This window comes from Caulobacter sp. D5 (genome assembly GCF_003185805.1).
In the GTDB taxonomy this organism is placed as follows: Bacteria; Pseudomonadota; Alphaproteobacteria; order Caulobacterales; family Caulobacteraceae; genus Caulobacter.
In genome coordinates, this window is sequence record NZ_QHJY01000420.1 from 1 (window position 1) to 16,366 (window position 16,366).

Annotated in this window: 9 protein-coding genes; 8 read left to right on the top strand and 1 reads right to left on the bottom strand. The window is 69.7% G+C overall.

Features of this window, described 5'->3' with window-relative positions; translation table 11 throughout:
- The 5 genes from DMC18_RS22645 to DMC18_RS22665 all read left to right on the top strand — a co-directional run.
- The coding region (locus tag DMC18_RS22645) for a TonB-dependent receptor (protein WP_110133329.1) at window positions 1-1,847 on the top strand (1,847 nt) is incomplete at its 5' end.
- A gap of 103 nt (window positions 1,848-1,950) precedes the next feature.
- The gene (locus tag DMC18_RS22650; protein WP_110118712.1) at window positions 1,951-2,781 is read left to right on the top strand and encodes a glycosyltransferase family 2 protein; all 831 of its coding nucleotides are present in this window, start codon (window positions 1,951-1,953) and stop codon (window positions 2,779-2,781) included.
- An 8-nt stretch (window positions 2,782-2,789) separates the two neighbouring features.
- A complete protein-coding gene (locus tag DMC18_RS22655) occupies window positions 2,790-3,545 on the top strand; it encodes a polysaccharide deacetylase (protein WP_110118717.1) in 756 nt (251 codons plus the stop codon).
- 122 nt (window positions 3,546-3,667) lie between these two features.
- Window positions 3,668-6,592 carry a pitrilysin family protein gene (locus DMC18_RS22660; protein ID WP_146218176.1) on the top strand — a complete coding sequence of 975 codons (2,925 nt, stop codon included), beginning with the start codon at window positions 3,668-3,670 and terminating at the stop codon, window positions 6,590-6,592.
- Window positions 6,589-8,718: a tetratricopeptide repeat protein gene (locus DMC18_RS22665; RefSeq protein ID WP_110118714.1), complete on the top strand. Its 2,130-nt coding sequence runs from the start codon at window positions 6,589-6,591 to the stop codon at window positions 8,716-8,718. The genes DMC18_RS22660 and DMC18_RS22665 overlap by 4 nt, the downstream gene beginning before the upstream one ends.
- A 79-nt stretch (window positions 8,719-8,797) precedes the next feature.
- Here the strand turns inward: DMC18_RS22665 and katG are convergent, their stop codons facing one another.
- A complete protein-coding gene (katG, locus tag DMC18_RS22670; RefSeq protein ID WP_370443998.1) occupies window positions 8,798-11,032 on the bottom strand; it encodes a catalase/peroxidase HPI in 2,235 nt (744 codons plus the stop codon).
- A 273-nt stretch (window positions 11,033-11,305) separates the two neighbouring features.
- On the opposite strand from katG, the gene DMC18_RS22675 reads away from it, so the two are divergent.
- The 3 genes from DMC18_RS22675 (at window position 11,306) to DMC18_RS22685 (ending at window position 16,187) form a co-directional block, all read left to right on the top strand.
- Complete coding sequence (locus tag DMC18_RS22675; RefSeq protein ID WP_110118716.1) at window positions 11,306-11,908, top strand: RNA polymerase sigma factor; 603 nt, start codon at window positions 11,306-11,308, stop codon at window positions 11,906-11,908.
- Window positions 11,877-12,854 (top strand): FecR domain-containing protein, encoded by a 978-nt coding sequence (locus DMC18_RS22680; protein WP_110133330.1) that lies wholly within the window; start codon window positions 11,877-11,879, stop codon window positions 12,852-12,854. Before DMC18_RS22675 ends, DMC18_RS22680 begins: the two co-directional genes overlap by 32 nt.
- Before the next feature lie 105 nt (window positions 12,855-12,959).
- Complete coding sequence (locus DMC18_RS22685; protein WP_110118718.1) at window positions 12,960-16,187, top strand: outer membrane beta-barrel protein; 3,228 nt, start codon at window positions 12,960-12,962, stop codon at window positions 16,185-16,187.
- Window positions 16,188-16,366 lie beyond the last annotated feature (179 nt).

The following is a 16,366-nucleotide window of genomic DNA, read 5'->3' on the forward strand; positions in this document are numbered from 1 at the left end:
GCGGGCTGTCGGACGGCGCCTTCACCGGGCGCACCCAGCAGACGGTGGGCACCTATCTCGACGACGTCCCGCTGACCTACAACGCGCCCGATCCCGACCTGCGGCTGATCGACGTCGAGCGGGTCGAGGTGCTGCGCGGGCCGCAGGGCGCGCTCTACGGCGGCGGGTCGCTGAGCGGCATCTATCGCATCGTCACGCGTCGGCCAGAGCTGAACCAGTGGTCGATCGAGGCGCGGGCGGTCGGGGCCTCGACCGAGTCCGGATCGGCCAGCGGCAAGATCGAGGGCGTGCTCAACGTTCCGCTGGTCGCCGACCGCGCCGCCATGCGCCTGGCGCTCTTCGACGATGTCGACGGCGGCTATGTCGACGACGTGAACCTGCGCCTGTCGAACGTCGACCGCACCACCCGCAAGGGCGGACGCCTGGCGGCGACGACCAGGCTCAGCGACAACTGGACGCTCGACCTGTCGACCGCCGCCCAGGACCTGGCCTCCAACGACACCCAGTACACCACGCCGGATCTGGGCGGCCATCGCCGCGCCAACCAGGTGCGCGAAACCCACGGCAACCGCTTCCGCGAAGCCGCCGCCACGGTGACGGGATCGGGCGCCTGGGGCCAGTTCGAGTCGTCGACCGGCTTCGTGCGCCACCGCTACGCCAGCCGCTACGACGCCACCGCCGCCGTCGAGCAGATGAGCGACACGGCCGTGGACCTGGGCCTGTTCGACGAAGGCAGCGACGTGCGCCTGTGGGTCGAGGACATGACCTGGACCTCGCCGTCCGACCGGCGGCTGACCTGGCTGCTGGGCATCTACGGCCTGGTCGGCGAGGAGCGCAGCCGGGGCGAACTGCGGGGCAGCACCTCGCGCCAGAGCCTGCGGCTGTACTATGACGAGACCCGCGTCGATCGCCGCCGCGAAGGCGCGCTCTACGGCGAGACGACCTGGGCCATCGGCGCGGGCTGGTCGGCCAGCGCCGGCGCGCGGGCCTCCGACAGCCGCGTGCGGACCGTCTCGTCGATCATCGCGCCGTCGCCGGGGCGATCGCGCGACTTCGACAAGGAAGCCAGCTTCTCGGGCGTCTCGACCAAGCTCTCGATCCAGAAGAGCTTGAGCGGGGGAGGGATGCTCTACGCCCTGACTTCCGAGGGCTATCGCTCGGGCGGGTTCAACTCCGGCGGCCTGACCCCGCCGTCGTCGAGCCTCGACCACTTCTCGCCCGATCATCTGCGCAACTACGAGATCGGGGCCAGCCTGCGCCCCTTGGCCGGCAGGCTGACCCTGCGCGCGGCGCTGTTCCACGACGTCTGGCGCGACATCCAGACCGACCAGTATCTGAGCTCGGGTCTGTCCTACACCGCCAATGTCGGCGATGCCCGCAACACGGGGCTGGAGCTGGAAGGTCTCGTGCGGCTGGGTCCGCGCTGGCAGCTGCAGGGCAACGCCCTGCTCAATCGGCCGCGGATGGTGCGCATCGCCACCAGCTTCGCCTCGGTCAATGACGCGGCCCTGCCGGGTGTGCCCGACCTGTCGGCGGGCGCCACCCTTCGCTATGAGCGCCCCTGGGGAACGCGGCGGATCGTGCTGACGACCGACGTCAACTATGTCGGCCGATCGCGCATGACCTTCGATCCACGCTATTCGCCCGAGATGGGCGGCTACGTCACCGGCCGGCTGAGCGGCCAGCTGCGCGGCGACGACTGGAGCCTGGGCCTGGCGGTGACCAACCCGGCCAACACCTCGGGCGACACCTTCGCCTACGGCAATCCCTTCTATTTCGGCCAGGTGCGCCAGGTCACGCCGCTGCGTCCGCGCACATGGACCATGGAACTCGCCAAGGCCTTCTGACGTTGTGCATGGTTATCGTGCGTTTTCCTTGAGGGGGCGCCGTTCTGGCGCCGTCTGACCCATGACGGATCCGCGACACGCGGGTCCATCGGGGGAACTGCCGATGACCGTACTCTCGGGCCTGGTCTGCGCTCACAACGAGGAAGCGCGCCTGGCCGACTGCCTGGCCGCCTTGTCGTTCTGCGACGAGATCGTCGTGGTGGCGGACCGCTGCTCGGACCGCACCGAAGCCATCGCCCGCCGCATGGGCGCGCGGGTGGTCTCGGGCATCTTCCCGGTCGAGGGCGTGCGAAAGACGGCCGGCGTGGCGGCTTGTCGTGGTCAATGGGTGTTCGAGCTCGACGCCGACGAGGGCGTGCCGCCCGAACTGGCCCGTGAGATCCGCACCCTGGTCAATGCCGCCGACAGCGCTGACTGGTACCAGGTGCCGGTCGACAACTACATCGGCGAGCGCCTGGTCCGTCGCGGCTGGGGCGGCTCGTTCGGCGCCTCTTCGGTGGCCCGCCTGTTCCGCAAGGGCGTCAAGACCTGGAAGAACGACCGCGTGCACCCCGGCACCGTGTTCACCGGCGAGTGCGGCGGCCGGCTGCACGCCGCCATCGTCCACAAGGTCGACGACGACCTTCCGGACATGATCCAGCGCCTGAACCGCTACACCGACCTGCGCGCCCAGGATCTGGCCGACAAGGGCAAGGTCAAGGGGCTGGCCGACGACGTCTTCCGCGGCGTGCGCCGGTTCTTCAAGTGCTACGTCTCGCGCCAGGGCTACAAGGAAGGCGACTACGGCTTCGCGATCGCCGTGATGGCCGCCCTCTATCCGCTGCTGTCGAACCTCAAGGCGCGCGAACTGATGGCTTCGCGCCGCACGCTGGTGATCAGCGCCGAGCCGGCGGGCGCCTCGGCGTCCGACCTGGTTCTCGGCCAGGCCGGATGATCGGCCGGATGATCGATCGCCTGCTCATCCTGGCCATGCTCGGCCCGGAGCTGGCGCTGTGGCGCCGCGCCGGACGCCGCCCCGTGGTCTGGTGGCGCGACGACGACGCCCGCCGCACCGGGCCGGCGCTGACGCTGCTGCTGGGCATGTCGGCCCGCTACTCGGTGCCCCTGACCGTGGCCGCGATCCCCGACGGCGACCTTGCGGCCCTGGCCGGCGCCTGCGGCGTGACGCCGGGCGTCGAGCTGGCCATCCACGGCTTTCGGCACGAGAACCGCGCCGCGCCGGGACGGCCTTCCGGCGAGGTGGTCGATGGCGACAGCCTGGCCGAGGTGCTGGCCTCGCTCGATACGGCGCTGGCCGCCTTCGCGAAGGCCGGGGTCCGGCCCTCGCTGTTCGTGCCGCCCTGGAACAACGTCCATCGCACCCTGGAGACGGCCCTGGCCGTCCGCGGCCTTGGCCTGTCGGGCTATGACGGGATGCTGGCGCCCGAGGCCCTGCCGCCGCGCGTCGACGCCCACCTGGACATCATGCGCTGGAAGCCGACGGCCCGCTTCCGGGGGGCTCGCCGGTTTCTGGATCGCGCGCGCCGCCTGCTGGCCGAGCGCCGTCGCAAGCGCGCCTGGAACGAGCCCATCGGGCTGCTGACCCACCATCTCGACCACGACGAGGCCGCCTGGCGGTTCCTCGCCCTGATCCTGCCGGTTCTCCAGCCGCAAGCCCGGCCCTTGCTCTCGGCCGAGGTCGCTTCGCAGGCGGCCTGAGCGGCGCGCGACCCGCCGCGCAAGAGGCCGCTAGCCGAAACGTCCCACAACCGATAAGCACGCAGAGTTGCGCGAGCGTGTATGCTCTCGTGAGCGTTTCGGGGCGTCTTGGGGGCGTGAAAGTGTCGAGATACGGAGGCGTCGCGGGGGCGGCGTTGGTGATGGGGGCTGCTCTGCTGGGCGGTCCGGCCATCGGCGAGGAGCCCGCCAAGGCTCCGTCGGTCGAGTCGAAGGCGAACAAGGCCGACGCGAACAAGGCCAAGCCGGTGGAGAAGGCGGTCGATCCGACCATCGCGCCCGATCCCGCCGTCCGCCAGGGCGTGCTGCCCAACGGCCTGCGCTACATGGTCATGCGCAACGCGGTGCCGAGCGGGGCGGTGTCGCTGCGCCTGGCCGTCGATGTCGGCAGCCTGGAAGAGAGCGACGCCGAGCGCGGCACCGCCCATTTCGTCGAGCACATGGCCTTCCGCTCCACCCGCCGCTATCCGGAAGGCGGACCCGATCGGGTGTTCGCGCCGTGGGGCGTGGTGTTCGGCCGCGACCAGAACGCGGTCACCGACTACTTCTCGACCTCCTACATGCTCGACATGCCCAAGCCGGACGACGCCCAGCTGAAGACGGGCCTGGGCTGGCTGCGCGACGTGGCCGACGGCGTGATCTTCACCAGCGACGGCGTCACCCGCGAGCGCGGCGTGGTGCTGGCCGAGATGGAGACGCGGGGCGGGCCGCAGATGGACGCCCAGCAGGCGATTTCGCGCTTCCAGGCGCCGGAGGCGCGCTCGGTGCAACGCATGCCGATCGGCACGCGCAAGACGCTCGACGCGGCCACGCCCGCCAGCCTCAAGAAATTCTACGACGCCTGGTACCGGCCCGAGCACGCCGTGGTCACCGTGGTCGGCGACCGGTCGGTCGAGGCGCTGGAGGCGCTGGTCCGCGAGACCTTCTCCGACTGGAGCGGGCGCGGGCCCAAGCCGGTCCGGGCGGCGGTGACGGCCACGCCGGCCAAGCGCGACCTGGACGCCTTCGCCATCGCCCATGAAAGCCTGCCGACGGCGATCAGCGTCTGCCGCCTGCGGCCCGGCGTTCCGCCCGGGATCGACACCGTCGCGATCCAGCGCCGTGAGATCATGTCCCAGGTCTGGCAGACGATCTTCAACCTGCGCCTGGCCCGCCGCGTCTCGGCCGGCGAGACCCACCTGCTGGGCGCCCTGGCGTTCGGGGACCAGACCCGCGAAATGTCTGTGGCCTGCATGGTCGCCATGCCCACCAACGACTCCTGGGAGGCGGCTCTCGCCGAGAGCCAGGCCGAGTTCAACCGCCTGGCCAAGACGCCGCCGACCGACATCGAGTTCGAAACCGCCGTCGAGAAGATCCGCTCGATGGTGCGCGGCGCCAGCACCAACGCCGCCTCGCGCAAGTCGCCGGACCTGGCGTCGGGACTGCTGAGCAAGGCTCTTGCCGGACAGGTCGCCCGCTCGCCGGCCGACGCCCTCTACGTCTTCGACCGCGCGGTCGAGGACGCGACGGTCGACGACATGCGCGCCGCCATGGCCGAGGACTGGTCGGGAACCGGGCCGCTGCTGTCGGTGACCGGCGCGAAGCCGCCGACCCGCGAGGCCCTGCTGGCCGCCTGGACCCGCAACGGCGACGCGATCAGCGACGCGCCGCTCGTCAAGCCGGCCTCCAACGCCGTCTGGGCCTATGGCGACTTTGGTCCGGCGGGACAGGTCGTCCGGCGCGAGACCATCGCCGATCCGGGCTTCGTGCGGCTGACCTTCGCCAACGGCCTCGTCCTGAACTTCAAGCAGACCACCCTCCAGCCACACAAGATCGAGGTGCGCCTCAACTTCGGGGCGGGCCGCCGCGAGATCGCCGACAAGGACAACACCATCGCCGAGTTCGGCCTGGCGATGATGAGCAGCGGGGGGCTCGGCAAGCACAGCGCCGAGGATCTGGAGACGCTGTTCCCGACCGGCGGCCTGGTGAATTTCGACACCAATCTCGGGGTCACGACCTTCTCGATCGACACCTCGATCTTCGGCGACTCGCTGGGCCGGGAACTGGAGATCCTGGCCGCGTTCGTGACCGATCCGGGCTTCCGCAGCACGCTCGACGCGCGCCTGCCGACGGCGGCCGACCTGGCCTACCGCTCGATGCGCAGCCTGCCGCCATCGACGCTGTCGGACGCCATCGCCAAGCGGTTCGATCCCACCGGCGCCAGCAGCCTGCCGCCGCAGTCGGAGCTCCTGGCGATCCGCTCGTCCGACTTCTCCCGCGTGCTGCGTCCGATCCTGACCACCGCGCCGCTGGAGCTGACCATCGCCGGCGACGTCGACGAGGCCACCGCCATCCGGACCGCCGCCCGCACCTTCGGCGCCCTGCCGGCCCGCCCGGTGACCGACCGCGCGCGTCCGGACGTCCACTTCCTGAGCTATCCGGACGATCCCGTGCCGCCGATCCGCGTCGAGCACGGCGGCTCGGCCGACAAGGCCGCCGCGGCGCTGATCTGGCCGCTGTACGTGGCCTCGCCCGAGCGCCGCAAGGAGGAGTACGCCCTGAAGCTCCTGGCCTCGGTGTTCGACACCGCGCTTCGCCGGCGCATCCGCGAGGAACTGGGCAAGACCTACGCCCCGGTCGTCTCCACCGCCACGCCCGACCACGGCGACCAGGGCGTGCTGGAGGTCTCGATCGAGGCCGATCCGAAGGACCTGGCCAACCTGGCGACCGAAGCCGAGGCCGTGGCGGCCCGCCTGCGCGACGGCGAGATCACCGAGCAGATGCTGACCGACGCCCGCCAGCCGATCCTGGCCACGATCCGCGCCAATCGCGAGACCACCGCCTGGTGGGCCGGCGCCATGGCTGGTTCGGCCAGGGATCCTGCTGTCCTGCAGGAGGCCCTGCTGGTCGAGCCCCTGGTCAACGCGCTGACGGTCGAGGACCTGCGCGCGGCCGCGCGAACCTGGCTCAAGCGGCCGCCGATCGTCGGCTTCGCCTATCCCGCCGCCAACGCCAAGACCGCCGAAGTCTCGACGGGAGCCGCCCGATGATCCGCCGCGCCCTTTATCCCGCCGCCCTGCTGATCGCCCTGGCCGCGACCGGCGTCGCCCACGCCGCCGCCGATCCGCGCGAGGCGTGCCTCGCGGCCGACACCTCCAAGCGCCTCGTCGACCGCGAGGTCGTGGCGGCCGACTGCACCACGGCGCTGGACGCCGGCGTCCAGGACACGTCGGTCAAGACCCGCCTGCTGGTGGCCCGCAGCAAGGCCCGCTGGCGGCTCGACCGCGACGCCGATGCGCTGGCCGACGCCGACGCCGCGCTGAAGCTGTCGCCGGGCGATATCGAGGCCCAGGTGGCGCGGGGCGCGGCCCTGTTCCATCTCGACCGCGACGACGAAGCCCTGGCCATTTTCGACGCCGTGCTGAAGGCCCATCCGGCGCATACCGACGCGCTGCTCTATCGCGGCCGCGTCAAGCAGTGGACCAAGCAGGACGCGGCCGGCGCCCGCGCCGACTACGACGCCGCCATCGCCGCCGATCCCCGATTCTACCGCGCCTATCTGCAGCGCGCCGACCTGCTGGAAAGCACGGACCCGGCCGCCGCCGAGCGCGACCTGAAGACGGCCATCGGCGTGACCGACGATCCGTACGGCGCCCAGCTGCGCCTGGGCGAACTCTACGAGGGCCAGGAGCGCTACGCCGAGGCGCGCAAGCTCTACGACGCCATGGTCAAGGCCGATCCCAAGGACGGCTACGCGCTGAGCTACCGCTCGATCCTGCGGGGATCGACGGGCGACAAGTCCGGCGCCCTGCGCGACGCCAAGGAGGCCGTGCGGGTCGATCCGAAGGAATCCCGCGGCTTCTACGCCCTCGGGGTCGCCTATGACCAGCTCGACCAGTTCGAGCCCGCCCGCGACGCCTATCGCGAGGCGTTGAAGATCGATCCCGACTATGCGCGGGTTCTTCGGGCGCTGGGCGAGCTGCTGCGTCGGAACAAGGCCTATGACGAGGGCCTGGTCGTGCTGAACAAGGCCCTCGAACTGGACGCCAAGGACGCCGACGCCCGGTTCCAGCGCGCGCTGCTGCTGAACGCCAAGGGCGAGCCCGCCAAGGCGATGGCCGACTACGACGTGCTGGTCGCCGACAAGGTCGAACACGCCGCCACCTACTACAACCGCGCCCTGCTGCTGAAGGATCAGGGCAAGTGGGAGGCGGCCCTGGCCGACTACCGCAAGGCCGCCGAACTGGACCCGAAGGACCCCGACGCCCCCAACGGCGCCGGCGAGGCCCTGGGCGAGCTGAAGCGCGGCGAGGAGGAAATGGCCGCCTACGCCGACGCCCTGCGCATCGATCCGGCCAACGTCCAGGCCTATATCAACATGGGCGTCGCCTATAACCAGCGGCAGGACTGGCCGCGGTCGCTGGACGCCTATCGCAACGCCGCCAGGCTGGCGCCCAAGCGGCCGGACCTGCAGATCGCGATCGCCGAGCTGCTGGCGTGGCAGGGCGACGACAAGGGCGCCCGCAAGCTCTACGACAAGGCCATCGCCCTGAACCCCGATCGGGCCGCGAGCTGGGCCGCGCGGGCGGACTATCACCGTGACCAGGGACGCCCGAGCGAAGCCCTGGCCGACTATGCCCGCGCGCTGAAACTCGCCCCGAACGACATCGACCTGCGGGTGACGCGGGCCAGCCTGCTGCGGTCCCAGGACGACTTCGCCGGCGCCATGGCCGATCTCGACGCGGCCCTGGCCGTCGATCCGAAGTCGGCCTACGTGCACAACAACCGCGGCCTGACCTATTTCGCCGCCAAGGACGACGCGGCGGCCCTGGCGGCCTATGAGGCGGCCATCGCGGCCAAGCCCGACTACGAGCCGGCCTATTACAATCGCGCCGACGTCTTCATCCGGCAGGACCGCTACGACCGCGCCATCCGCGATCTCAACGTCTCGCTGAAGCTGTCGCCGGGCGACGTCATGACCCTGACCCGCAAGGGCGCGGTCTACTGGTACCTGTCGGACTACCGCCGGGCGAGCGAGGAACTGGACGCGGCCATCGCGGGCGATGCGACCTATGCCGACGCCTGGGAGTGGCGGTCCAAGGTCAAGGCCAGCCAGGGCGATACGGCCGGCGCGGCGCGCGATCTCGCGGAATTCAAGCGTCTCAGCGGAAGCTGAAGACGGCGGAAGCCAAAATAGGGAAGGGCGCCGTCCTCGCGGTCGGCGCCCTTCTGTCGTCTAGAGCCGTTTCACCGGATCAGTTCAGGTCCAGGCGGTCGGCGTTCATCACCTTGTTCCAGGCCGCCACGAAGTCCTTGACGAACTTGCCCTGCGCATCGGCGCTGCCATAGACCTCGGCCAGGGCCCGAAGCTCGGCGTGGGAGCCGAAGATCAGGTCGACGCGGGTGGCGGTCCAGCGCGGCTGGCTGTCCTTGCGGCCGTGCCCGGCGAAGGCGTTGACCGCCGTCGGGCTCCAGGTCGTGCCCATGTCCAGCAGGTTGACGAAGAAGTCGGTCGTCAGCTGGCCCGGACGGTTGGTGAAGACCCCGGCCTTGGAGCCGGCGGCGTTGGCGCCCAGCACCCGCAGCCCGCCGACCAGCGCCGTCAGCTCCGGTCCCGAAAGGCGCAGCAGTTGCGCCCGGTCGACCAGGGCCTCTTCCGGGGCCATGAACTGCTCGCCCGACCGCCGATAGTTGCGGAAGCCGTCCGACAGCGGCTCCAGCGGGGCGAAGGAGTCGGCGTCGGTCTGCTCGGCGCTGGCGTCGCCGCGCCCAGGCGCGAACGGCACCTCGACCGGCGTGCCAGCGTCCTTGGCGGCCTTCTCGACCGCCGCGGCGCCGCCCAGCACGATCAGGTCGGCCAGCGAGATCTTCTTGCCGCCCGAGCCGTCGAAGTCCTTCTTGATCCCTTCGAGCACGCCGAGAACCTTGGCCAGAACCGGCGGGTCGTTGACCTCCCAGTCCTTCTGCGGCGCCAGGCGGATGCGGGCGCCGTTGGCCCCGCCGCGCTTGTCCGAGCCCCGATAGGTCGAGGCCGAAGCCCAGGCCGTCGAGACCAGTTCACCTACCGACAGGCCGGAGGCGAGGATCTTCTGCTTCAGCGCCGCGACGTCCGAGGCGTCGACCAGCGGGTGGTCGGGCGCCGGGATCGGGTCCTGCCAGATCAGCGTCTCTTCCGGCACCAGCTTGCCGAGGTAGCGCGGCTTGGGGCCCATGTCGCGGTGGGTCAGCTTGAACCAGGCGCGGGCGAAGGCGTCGGCGAACTGGTCGGGGTTCTCCAGGAACCGGCGCGAGATCTTCTCGTAGTCCGGGTCGAAGCGCAGGGCCAGGTCCGTGGTCAGCATCCGCGGGACGTGGGTCTTGGACCCGTCGTAGGCGTCGGGGATGTCGGCCGGGGCGTCCTTGGCCCGCCATTGCTTGGCGCCGGCCGGGCTTTCGTGCAGCTCCCACTCGAACTTGAAGAGGTTCTCGAAGAAGTGGTTGCTCCACCTGGTCGGGGTCTGGGTCCAGATCACTTCCGGGCCGCCGGTGATGGCGTCGGCGCCGATGCCGGTGCCGTGCTTGCTGGCCCAGCCCAACCCTTGCGCCTCGATCTCGCCGCCCTCGGGCTCGACGCCGACGAAGGACGGGTCGCCCGCGCCGTGGGTCTTGCCGAAGCTGTGGCCGCCGGCGATCAGGGCGACGGTCTCCTCGTCGTTCATGGCCATGCGGGCGAAGGTGTCGCGGATGTCGCGCGCCGCCGCCTTCGGGTCGGGATTGCCGTTCGGGCCTTCCGGATTGACGTAGATCAGGCCCATCTGCACCGCGCCCAGGGCCGGGTGCAGCTGCCGCTCGCCGCTGTAGCGCTCGTCGCCCAGCCACGAACCTTCCGGACCCCAGTAGAGCTCCTCGGGCTCCCACTGGTCGGCGCGGCCGCCGCCGAAGCCGAAGGTCTTGAAGCCCATCGACTCCAGCGCGACGTTGCCGACCAGCACGTAGAGGTCGGCCCAGGAAAGCTTGGCGCCGTACTTCTGCTTGATCGGCCACAGCAGGCGCCGGGCCTTGTCCAGATTGGCGTTGTCCGGCCAGCTGTTGAGCGGGGCGAACCGCTGCTGGCCGCCGCCGGCGCCGCCGCGCCCGTCGGTGATCCGGTAGGTGCCGGCGCTGTGCCAGGCCAGGCGGATGAAGAGGCCGCCATAGTGCCCGAAGTCGGCCGGCCACCAGTCCTGGCTGTCGGTCATCAGGGCGTGCAGGTCGGCGACCACCGCGTCGAGGTCCAGGCTCTTGAAGGCCTCGGCGTAGTCGAAGGCCTCGCCCAGGGGATTGGACCGCGGCGAATGCTGATTGAGGCCTTCGAGGCGAAGGCTCTGGGGCCACCAGTCACGATTGCCGTGGCCGCGGCCGTGTCCGACGGGGCATTGGCCCTTCGCGCCGGTCTCGACATTCCCATCCATCGTCGCCTTCCTCCCTGGCTTATGTCTGCTGCTTGCCCCCGGCGCGTAGTCAACGCGCATCCGCCGATAGGTAAAATTGATTGTTCCTATCATCGCGATAGACGCCGCCAACTGAAGCGGGGTCGAGCTTCAGATATTGTTGCAAGTAAATCGCAAGAGCATTTGGGCGTGGCGCGACGATTACGCCGGGCGCGGAGGAACTGCTCCAATCGCGTCACCGCAGCGGGACTGTCATGAAATCGGTCTAGGCATGCCGGCCAACCGAGGCTTCGGCCGGTCTTCGAACCGGTCGCGCCGTCCAACCTCCAGCGAGCGGATCAGGCCAGTCAGCGGATGAGCGACGCCGACAGGGAAAGAACACGGTGGTTCCTGCGGACCATCCTGCCCCACGAGCCGGCGCTCAGGGGCTGGCTGTCGCGCGCCGCCCCGTCCGGCATGGATCCCGAGGACGTGATCCAGGAAGCCTACACCATCCTGGCCGAACTCGAGACGGTGGAGGGCATCCGTCACCCCAAGGCCTATCTCTTTCAGGTGGCGCGCTCGGTGATCATGCGGCACGTCCGCCGGGCCCGCATCGTTTCCATCCACGCCGTCGACGATCTGGAGCGGCTCGATCACCCTGACGACGACGCCTCGCCCGAGCAGCGGACCATCGATCGGGACGAGCTTCGCCAGCTGGCCCGGGCCATAGCGGCCATGCCGCTCAAGACCCGCGAGGCCTTCGTGCTCAGGCGGGTGAGGGGGCTTCCGCAACGCGAGATCGCGGCGCGGATGCGCATTTCGGAGAATACGATCGAAACCCACATTTCCCGGGGCGTCCTGTTCTTGATTGATTGGTTCGGTCGTGGCGGAAACAGGCGGTCCCAAACCTCTAAGTACGCGGAACCGGAGATTGCCCCGCGAGATGGCGAAACGAGACACCAGTCGCGACATTGACCAGGCGGCGTCGCAATGGACGGCGCGACTGGACCGCGGCCCGCTGACTGCGGAGGAAGAGGCGGGTCTGCAAGCCTGGCTGGGCGGGGATCCGCGGGCCAAGGGCGCGCTGCTGCGCGCCCGGGCGCTGTCGATGATGAGCGAGTCCGCCCAGGCCCTGGGCGAGGGTTTCGACCCCGTCGCATTCGAGGCGATCGTGGCCCCGCCGCCGGGCCGGTCCCGTCGTCAGGCCCTGCTGTGGGCCGGAGGCGCGACCGCCGCGGCGGCGCTGGCGGCTTTGGGCGTCGGCGTGGCGACCGCCGGAACCGTGGTCCGCACACGCCGGGGCGAGATCAGGCTGACGCCTCTGGAGGACGGCTCCAGCGTGCTGCTCAACACCGACAGCCGCATCCGCATCCGCTACGACCGGGGCGAGCGGCGCGTGGCCCTGCTGGAGGGCGAGGCCTATTTCTCGGTGGCGCGCGACGACGACCGCCCCTTCGTGGTCGAGGTCGATGGCCGCCGGCTGACGACGTCCCAGGCCGGCTTCAGGGTGCGCAGGCTCGACCGCGCGCCGGTCGAGGTGCTGGTCAACCAGGGCCGGGTGGACGTCGCGGGCGGCAAACCGGGTCTGGCCCTGGCCGCCAACAGCCGCATGGCCCTTTCCGGGCCCGCCGCCGGGCGGCCCCAGCGCCTGGCGCCCGAGACGGTGACGCGCGAGCTTGCCTGGCGCGACGGCAAGCTGGCCTTCGAGGGCGAGCCCCTGGGCGAGGCCGCGGCGGCTTTCGCCCGCTACAGCGACACGACGATCGAGGTGCGCGATCCCGTCCTGGCCCGCGAGCCGGTGACCGGCCTCTTCGCCGCCAATGACCCGGTCGGTTTCTCCCGCGCGGTGGCCCGGGTGTTCGACGCCCGGATCGAGGTCGAGCGCCACGGCGTCGTTCTTACCCGCGCCCCGGCCTCCTGACGGCTCATTCCGCGAAAGTTTTGTGAACGATAGCGGAAGCCCCCGGGCCGGCGGCTCTCAACGGCGAACGTCGCGAGCCGAGCGACGATTGGGGGCTACCAGCCGATGCGTTCTCTTCATTCCGTCCTGACCTGCGGCGCCGCCGTCTGCGCGCTGTCGATCGCCATGCCCGCCCAGGCGCAGGAGCGCGTGTTCGACATTCCGGCCCAGCCGGCCGTGCGCGCCATCCCCGAACTCGCCCGCCAGGGCCAGGTGCAGATCATCGCTCCGGCCCGCGGCCTGGAAGGCGTCCGCACCCCGGCCGTGAAGGGCAGGATGGACGTCCGCACCGCCCTGGCCCGCCTGATCGCCGGCACGCCGCTGCGCATCGACTCCGACGACGGCCAGATCATCACCCTGCGCGCCGAAGGGCAGGGCGGGGCGCGTCCCTCGGCCGGCGCCGGCGTGGTGCGCGGCCGTGTGCTCAACACCGTGACCGGCGAGTTCGTGCGCAATGCCGAGGTCCGCGTCGCGGGGACCCCCATCGTGGCCTACACCGAAGCCGGCGGCGACTTTCGCCTGGTCGGCGTCCCCGCCGGCGATCTTACCGTCGTGGTGAAGTACGCGGGCCTGCAGGAGGCCCGTGCGGCGGTCAATGTCGCGCCCGGTCAGATCTCGGCCCTGAACTTCGAGCTGACGGCCTACGCGGCGGCCGGCGACGAGGTCGAGGCGATCACGATCACCGCCAAGCGCGACGGCGTCGCCAGCGCCATCATGGAGCGCCGGGCCTCGACCAACGCCAAGAACGTCGTCGCCGCCGACAACTTCGGCGCCCTGACCATGGGCGACGTGGGCGAGTTCATGAAGAACATGCCGGGCCTGTCGCTCGACTACACCGAGGTGGACGCCTCCGCCGTGCGCATCGGGGGCCTTGATCCCAAGTACTCGACCTTCACGACCGACGGCGCGCGGATGGCCACGGCCACCTCCAACAACAACGCCGGCCGGCAGAACTCCTTCGAGCAGATGTCGATCACCGGCGTCGATTCGATCGAACTCAACAACACCCTGACCGCCAGCATGGACGCCGACTCCCCCGGCGGCGCCATCAACCTGCGCTCCAAGTACGCCTTCCAGCGCAACGGCCGCCTGCTGCGCTTCCAGGTCGGCGGCGTCGGCACGTCCGACTCCGGAACCACGCGGATCTATTTCCCCGACGACGAGAAGCACGCCCGCATCTTCCCCTCGGCCCAGATCGGCTATGGCGACGTGTTTCTGGATGGCCGCCTGGGGATCGCGTTCAACGCCAGCTACAACGCCAACTACGTCCAGCAGGACCGCATCCAGACCGACTGGTCCTATCTCGCCAACGGCCGGGTCATGCCCTACCAGGTGATGTGGCGCCCGGGTCCGAAGCTGACCCACCGCCAGGCCGCCAATCTCAGCGTCGACTACAAGATCACAGACAAGCTGGCCTTCAGCCTGCGCAGCAACTACTCGTTCTATGACGTCGAGTACTTCAACCAGTACACCTATCTGATCTTCGGAACCTCGACGACGTCGCAGACCACCGCAGACTCCACGCCCACCCACATCGTCGTCAATCCGAACGGGACCAACACCCGGCTGCACACCCAGTATTCGCACCGCTACGCCGGCACGCCGTCGTGGCTGGTCGCGCCCAAGCTGGAATATCGCGGCGACACCTGGGAAGCCGTGCTGCGCGGCAGCTACGCCGCCTCGGAGTTCAATTTTCGCGACAACAGCAAGGGCTTCTTCCAGCGCACCGACAGCTATCTGACGCGGATCGGTTTCACGCTGGACCGCGCCTCGGAGGACTCCAACGTCTGGACGCTGAAGCAGACCGCCGGCCGCTCCTGGAGCGACCCGACCAGCTTCAACCGCGACGACGACATCGGCAACAACATCCGCACCGCCGAGTCCGACGCCAAGAACAACATGTACGGCGCCTATTTCGACGTGAAGAAGCGGCTCGAGGTCGGCGTCGTTCCGGTCACGCTGCTGGCCGGCTTCGGCGGCCGCAGCAACGACTGGCGCACCAACGAGGGCTCCTACCAGCAGTTCCAGTATGTCGGCCCGACCGGCGACCTGACCCAGAAGGCGCCCGAGGCGGTCATTCCCTGGACCCAGGGCTATCAGTTCAAGATCCTCGGTTTCGACGCCGGGAACATGAACGCCCAGGGCTGGCGCGCCGACAGCAACTACGGCGTCTACGACATCTACGCAGCCCACCCCGAGTACTTCGTCGCCGACACGGTGGGGAACCTCAAGCGCAGGCTCGACAACAACAAGCGCATCCAGGAGGACATCACCTCGGCCTATTTCGAGGTCCAGCCGCGCTACGGCCGCGCCAAGTTCGATCTGGGCCTGCGCTATGAGAAGACCGAGACCGCCGCGCGCGTCGCCGACATCCGTCCGGCCAAGGAGGTCACCGCCGCCGGCCTGTCGACCAGCACGGTCGCGGGCCTGCTCTACCAGTACCACAACGGCGTCTACACCACCCGCCACGGCGAGTACGACGACTGGTTCCTCAGCGGCGGGGCCAAGTACGAGTTCACCAAGCGGCTGGTGGGCCAGCTGGCCTTCAGCCAGTCCATCCTGCGTCCGGACTACGCCAACCTCGGCGGCGTGGTGGCGGTCGACGACAACAACCTGATCGTCACCGTGCCCAACCCGCTGCTCAAGCCCGAGCACTCGACGAAGTACTATGCGGGCCTGCAGTACTTCCTCGAACCGTCCGGCGTCGTCGGCGTGTCGGTCTACCAGCTCGACATCAAGGACATGCAGGTCACCGGCATGACGGTCGATCCCGAGGACGTCGGCTACAGCGCCGGCGACTATGTCGGCTACACCTTCCGCAGCGCCCAGAACCTGCCGGGCACCAGCACCAACAAGGGCCTGACCCTCGAATATGACCAGCAGCTGACCTTCCTGCCGGGCATGCTGCGGGGCTTTGGCCTGCGCGGCTCGGTCACCCGCGTCGATCCCGACGGCGAGCGGGTGAACATGCCCAAGGTCTCGGCCAACTGGGGACTGCGCTACAGCTACGGGCCGTTCGATTTCCAGCTGACCGGCAATTCGCAGTCGAAGTACCGGACCAGCGCGCTCAGCAACACCCCGACCACCGCCGCCAACGGCATTCTGTATCATGCGCCGCGCGAACTCTGGAACATCAGCGCCAGCTACAAGATCAACAAGCAGTTCGAGGTGATGCTGGCCGGCCGCAACATCTTCAACGCGCCCGACGTCGTCTATTCGAACATTCCCAGCCGCGTGCAGCAGTACAGCATCTACGGCTCGATGTGGAACATCGGGGTCAAGGGCTCCTTCTGATCCGCCGCCTCAATTCATCACGTTCTTCGGAGGACCGGACATGGTTCTGAACATCGATCGCCGCAGCCTGGTGCTCGGCGCGGGCCTGGGTCTCGGCGCCCTGCTGCTGCCCGCGGGCGCGGCCCTGGCCGCCGGTCTCGCCGGCGCGACCGGCTTCACCCACAATGTCGCCAGCGGCG

Excerpts from the sequence above, each read along its gene's own strand:
- DMC18_RS22680 (WP_110133330.1), top strand. The coding sequence starts at position 11,877 with ATGGCGAAACGAGACACCAGTCGCGACATTGACCAGGCGGCGTCGCAA.
- katG (WP_370443998.1), bottom strand. The coding sequence starts at position 11,032 with ATGCGCGTTGACTACGCGCCGGGGGCAAGCAGCAGACATAAGCCAGGG.
- DMC18_RS22685 (WP_110118718.1), top strand. The coding sequence starts at position 12,960 with ATGCGTTCTCTTCATTCCGTCCTGACCTGCGGCGCCGCCGTCTGCGCG.
- DMC18_RS22675 (WP_110118716.1), top strand. The coding sequence starts at position 11,306 with ATGAGCGACGCCGACAGGGAAAGAACACGGTGGTTCCTGCGGACCATC.
- DMC18_RS22665 (WP_110118714.1), top strand. The coding sequence starts at position 6,589 with ATGATCCGCCGCGCCCTTTATCCCGCCGCCCTGCTGATCGCCCTGGCC.
- DMC18_RS22655 (WP_110118717.1), top strand. The coding sequence starts at position 2,790 with ATGATCGATCGCCTGCTCATCCTGGCCATGCTCGGCCCGGAGCTGGCG.
- DMC18_RS22650 (WP_110118712.1), top strand. The coding sequence starts at position 1,951 with ATGACCGTACTCTCGGGCCTGGTCTGCGCTCACAACGAGGAAGCGCGC.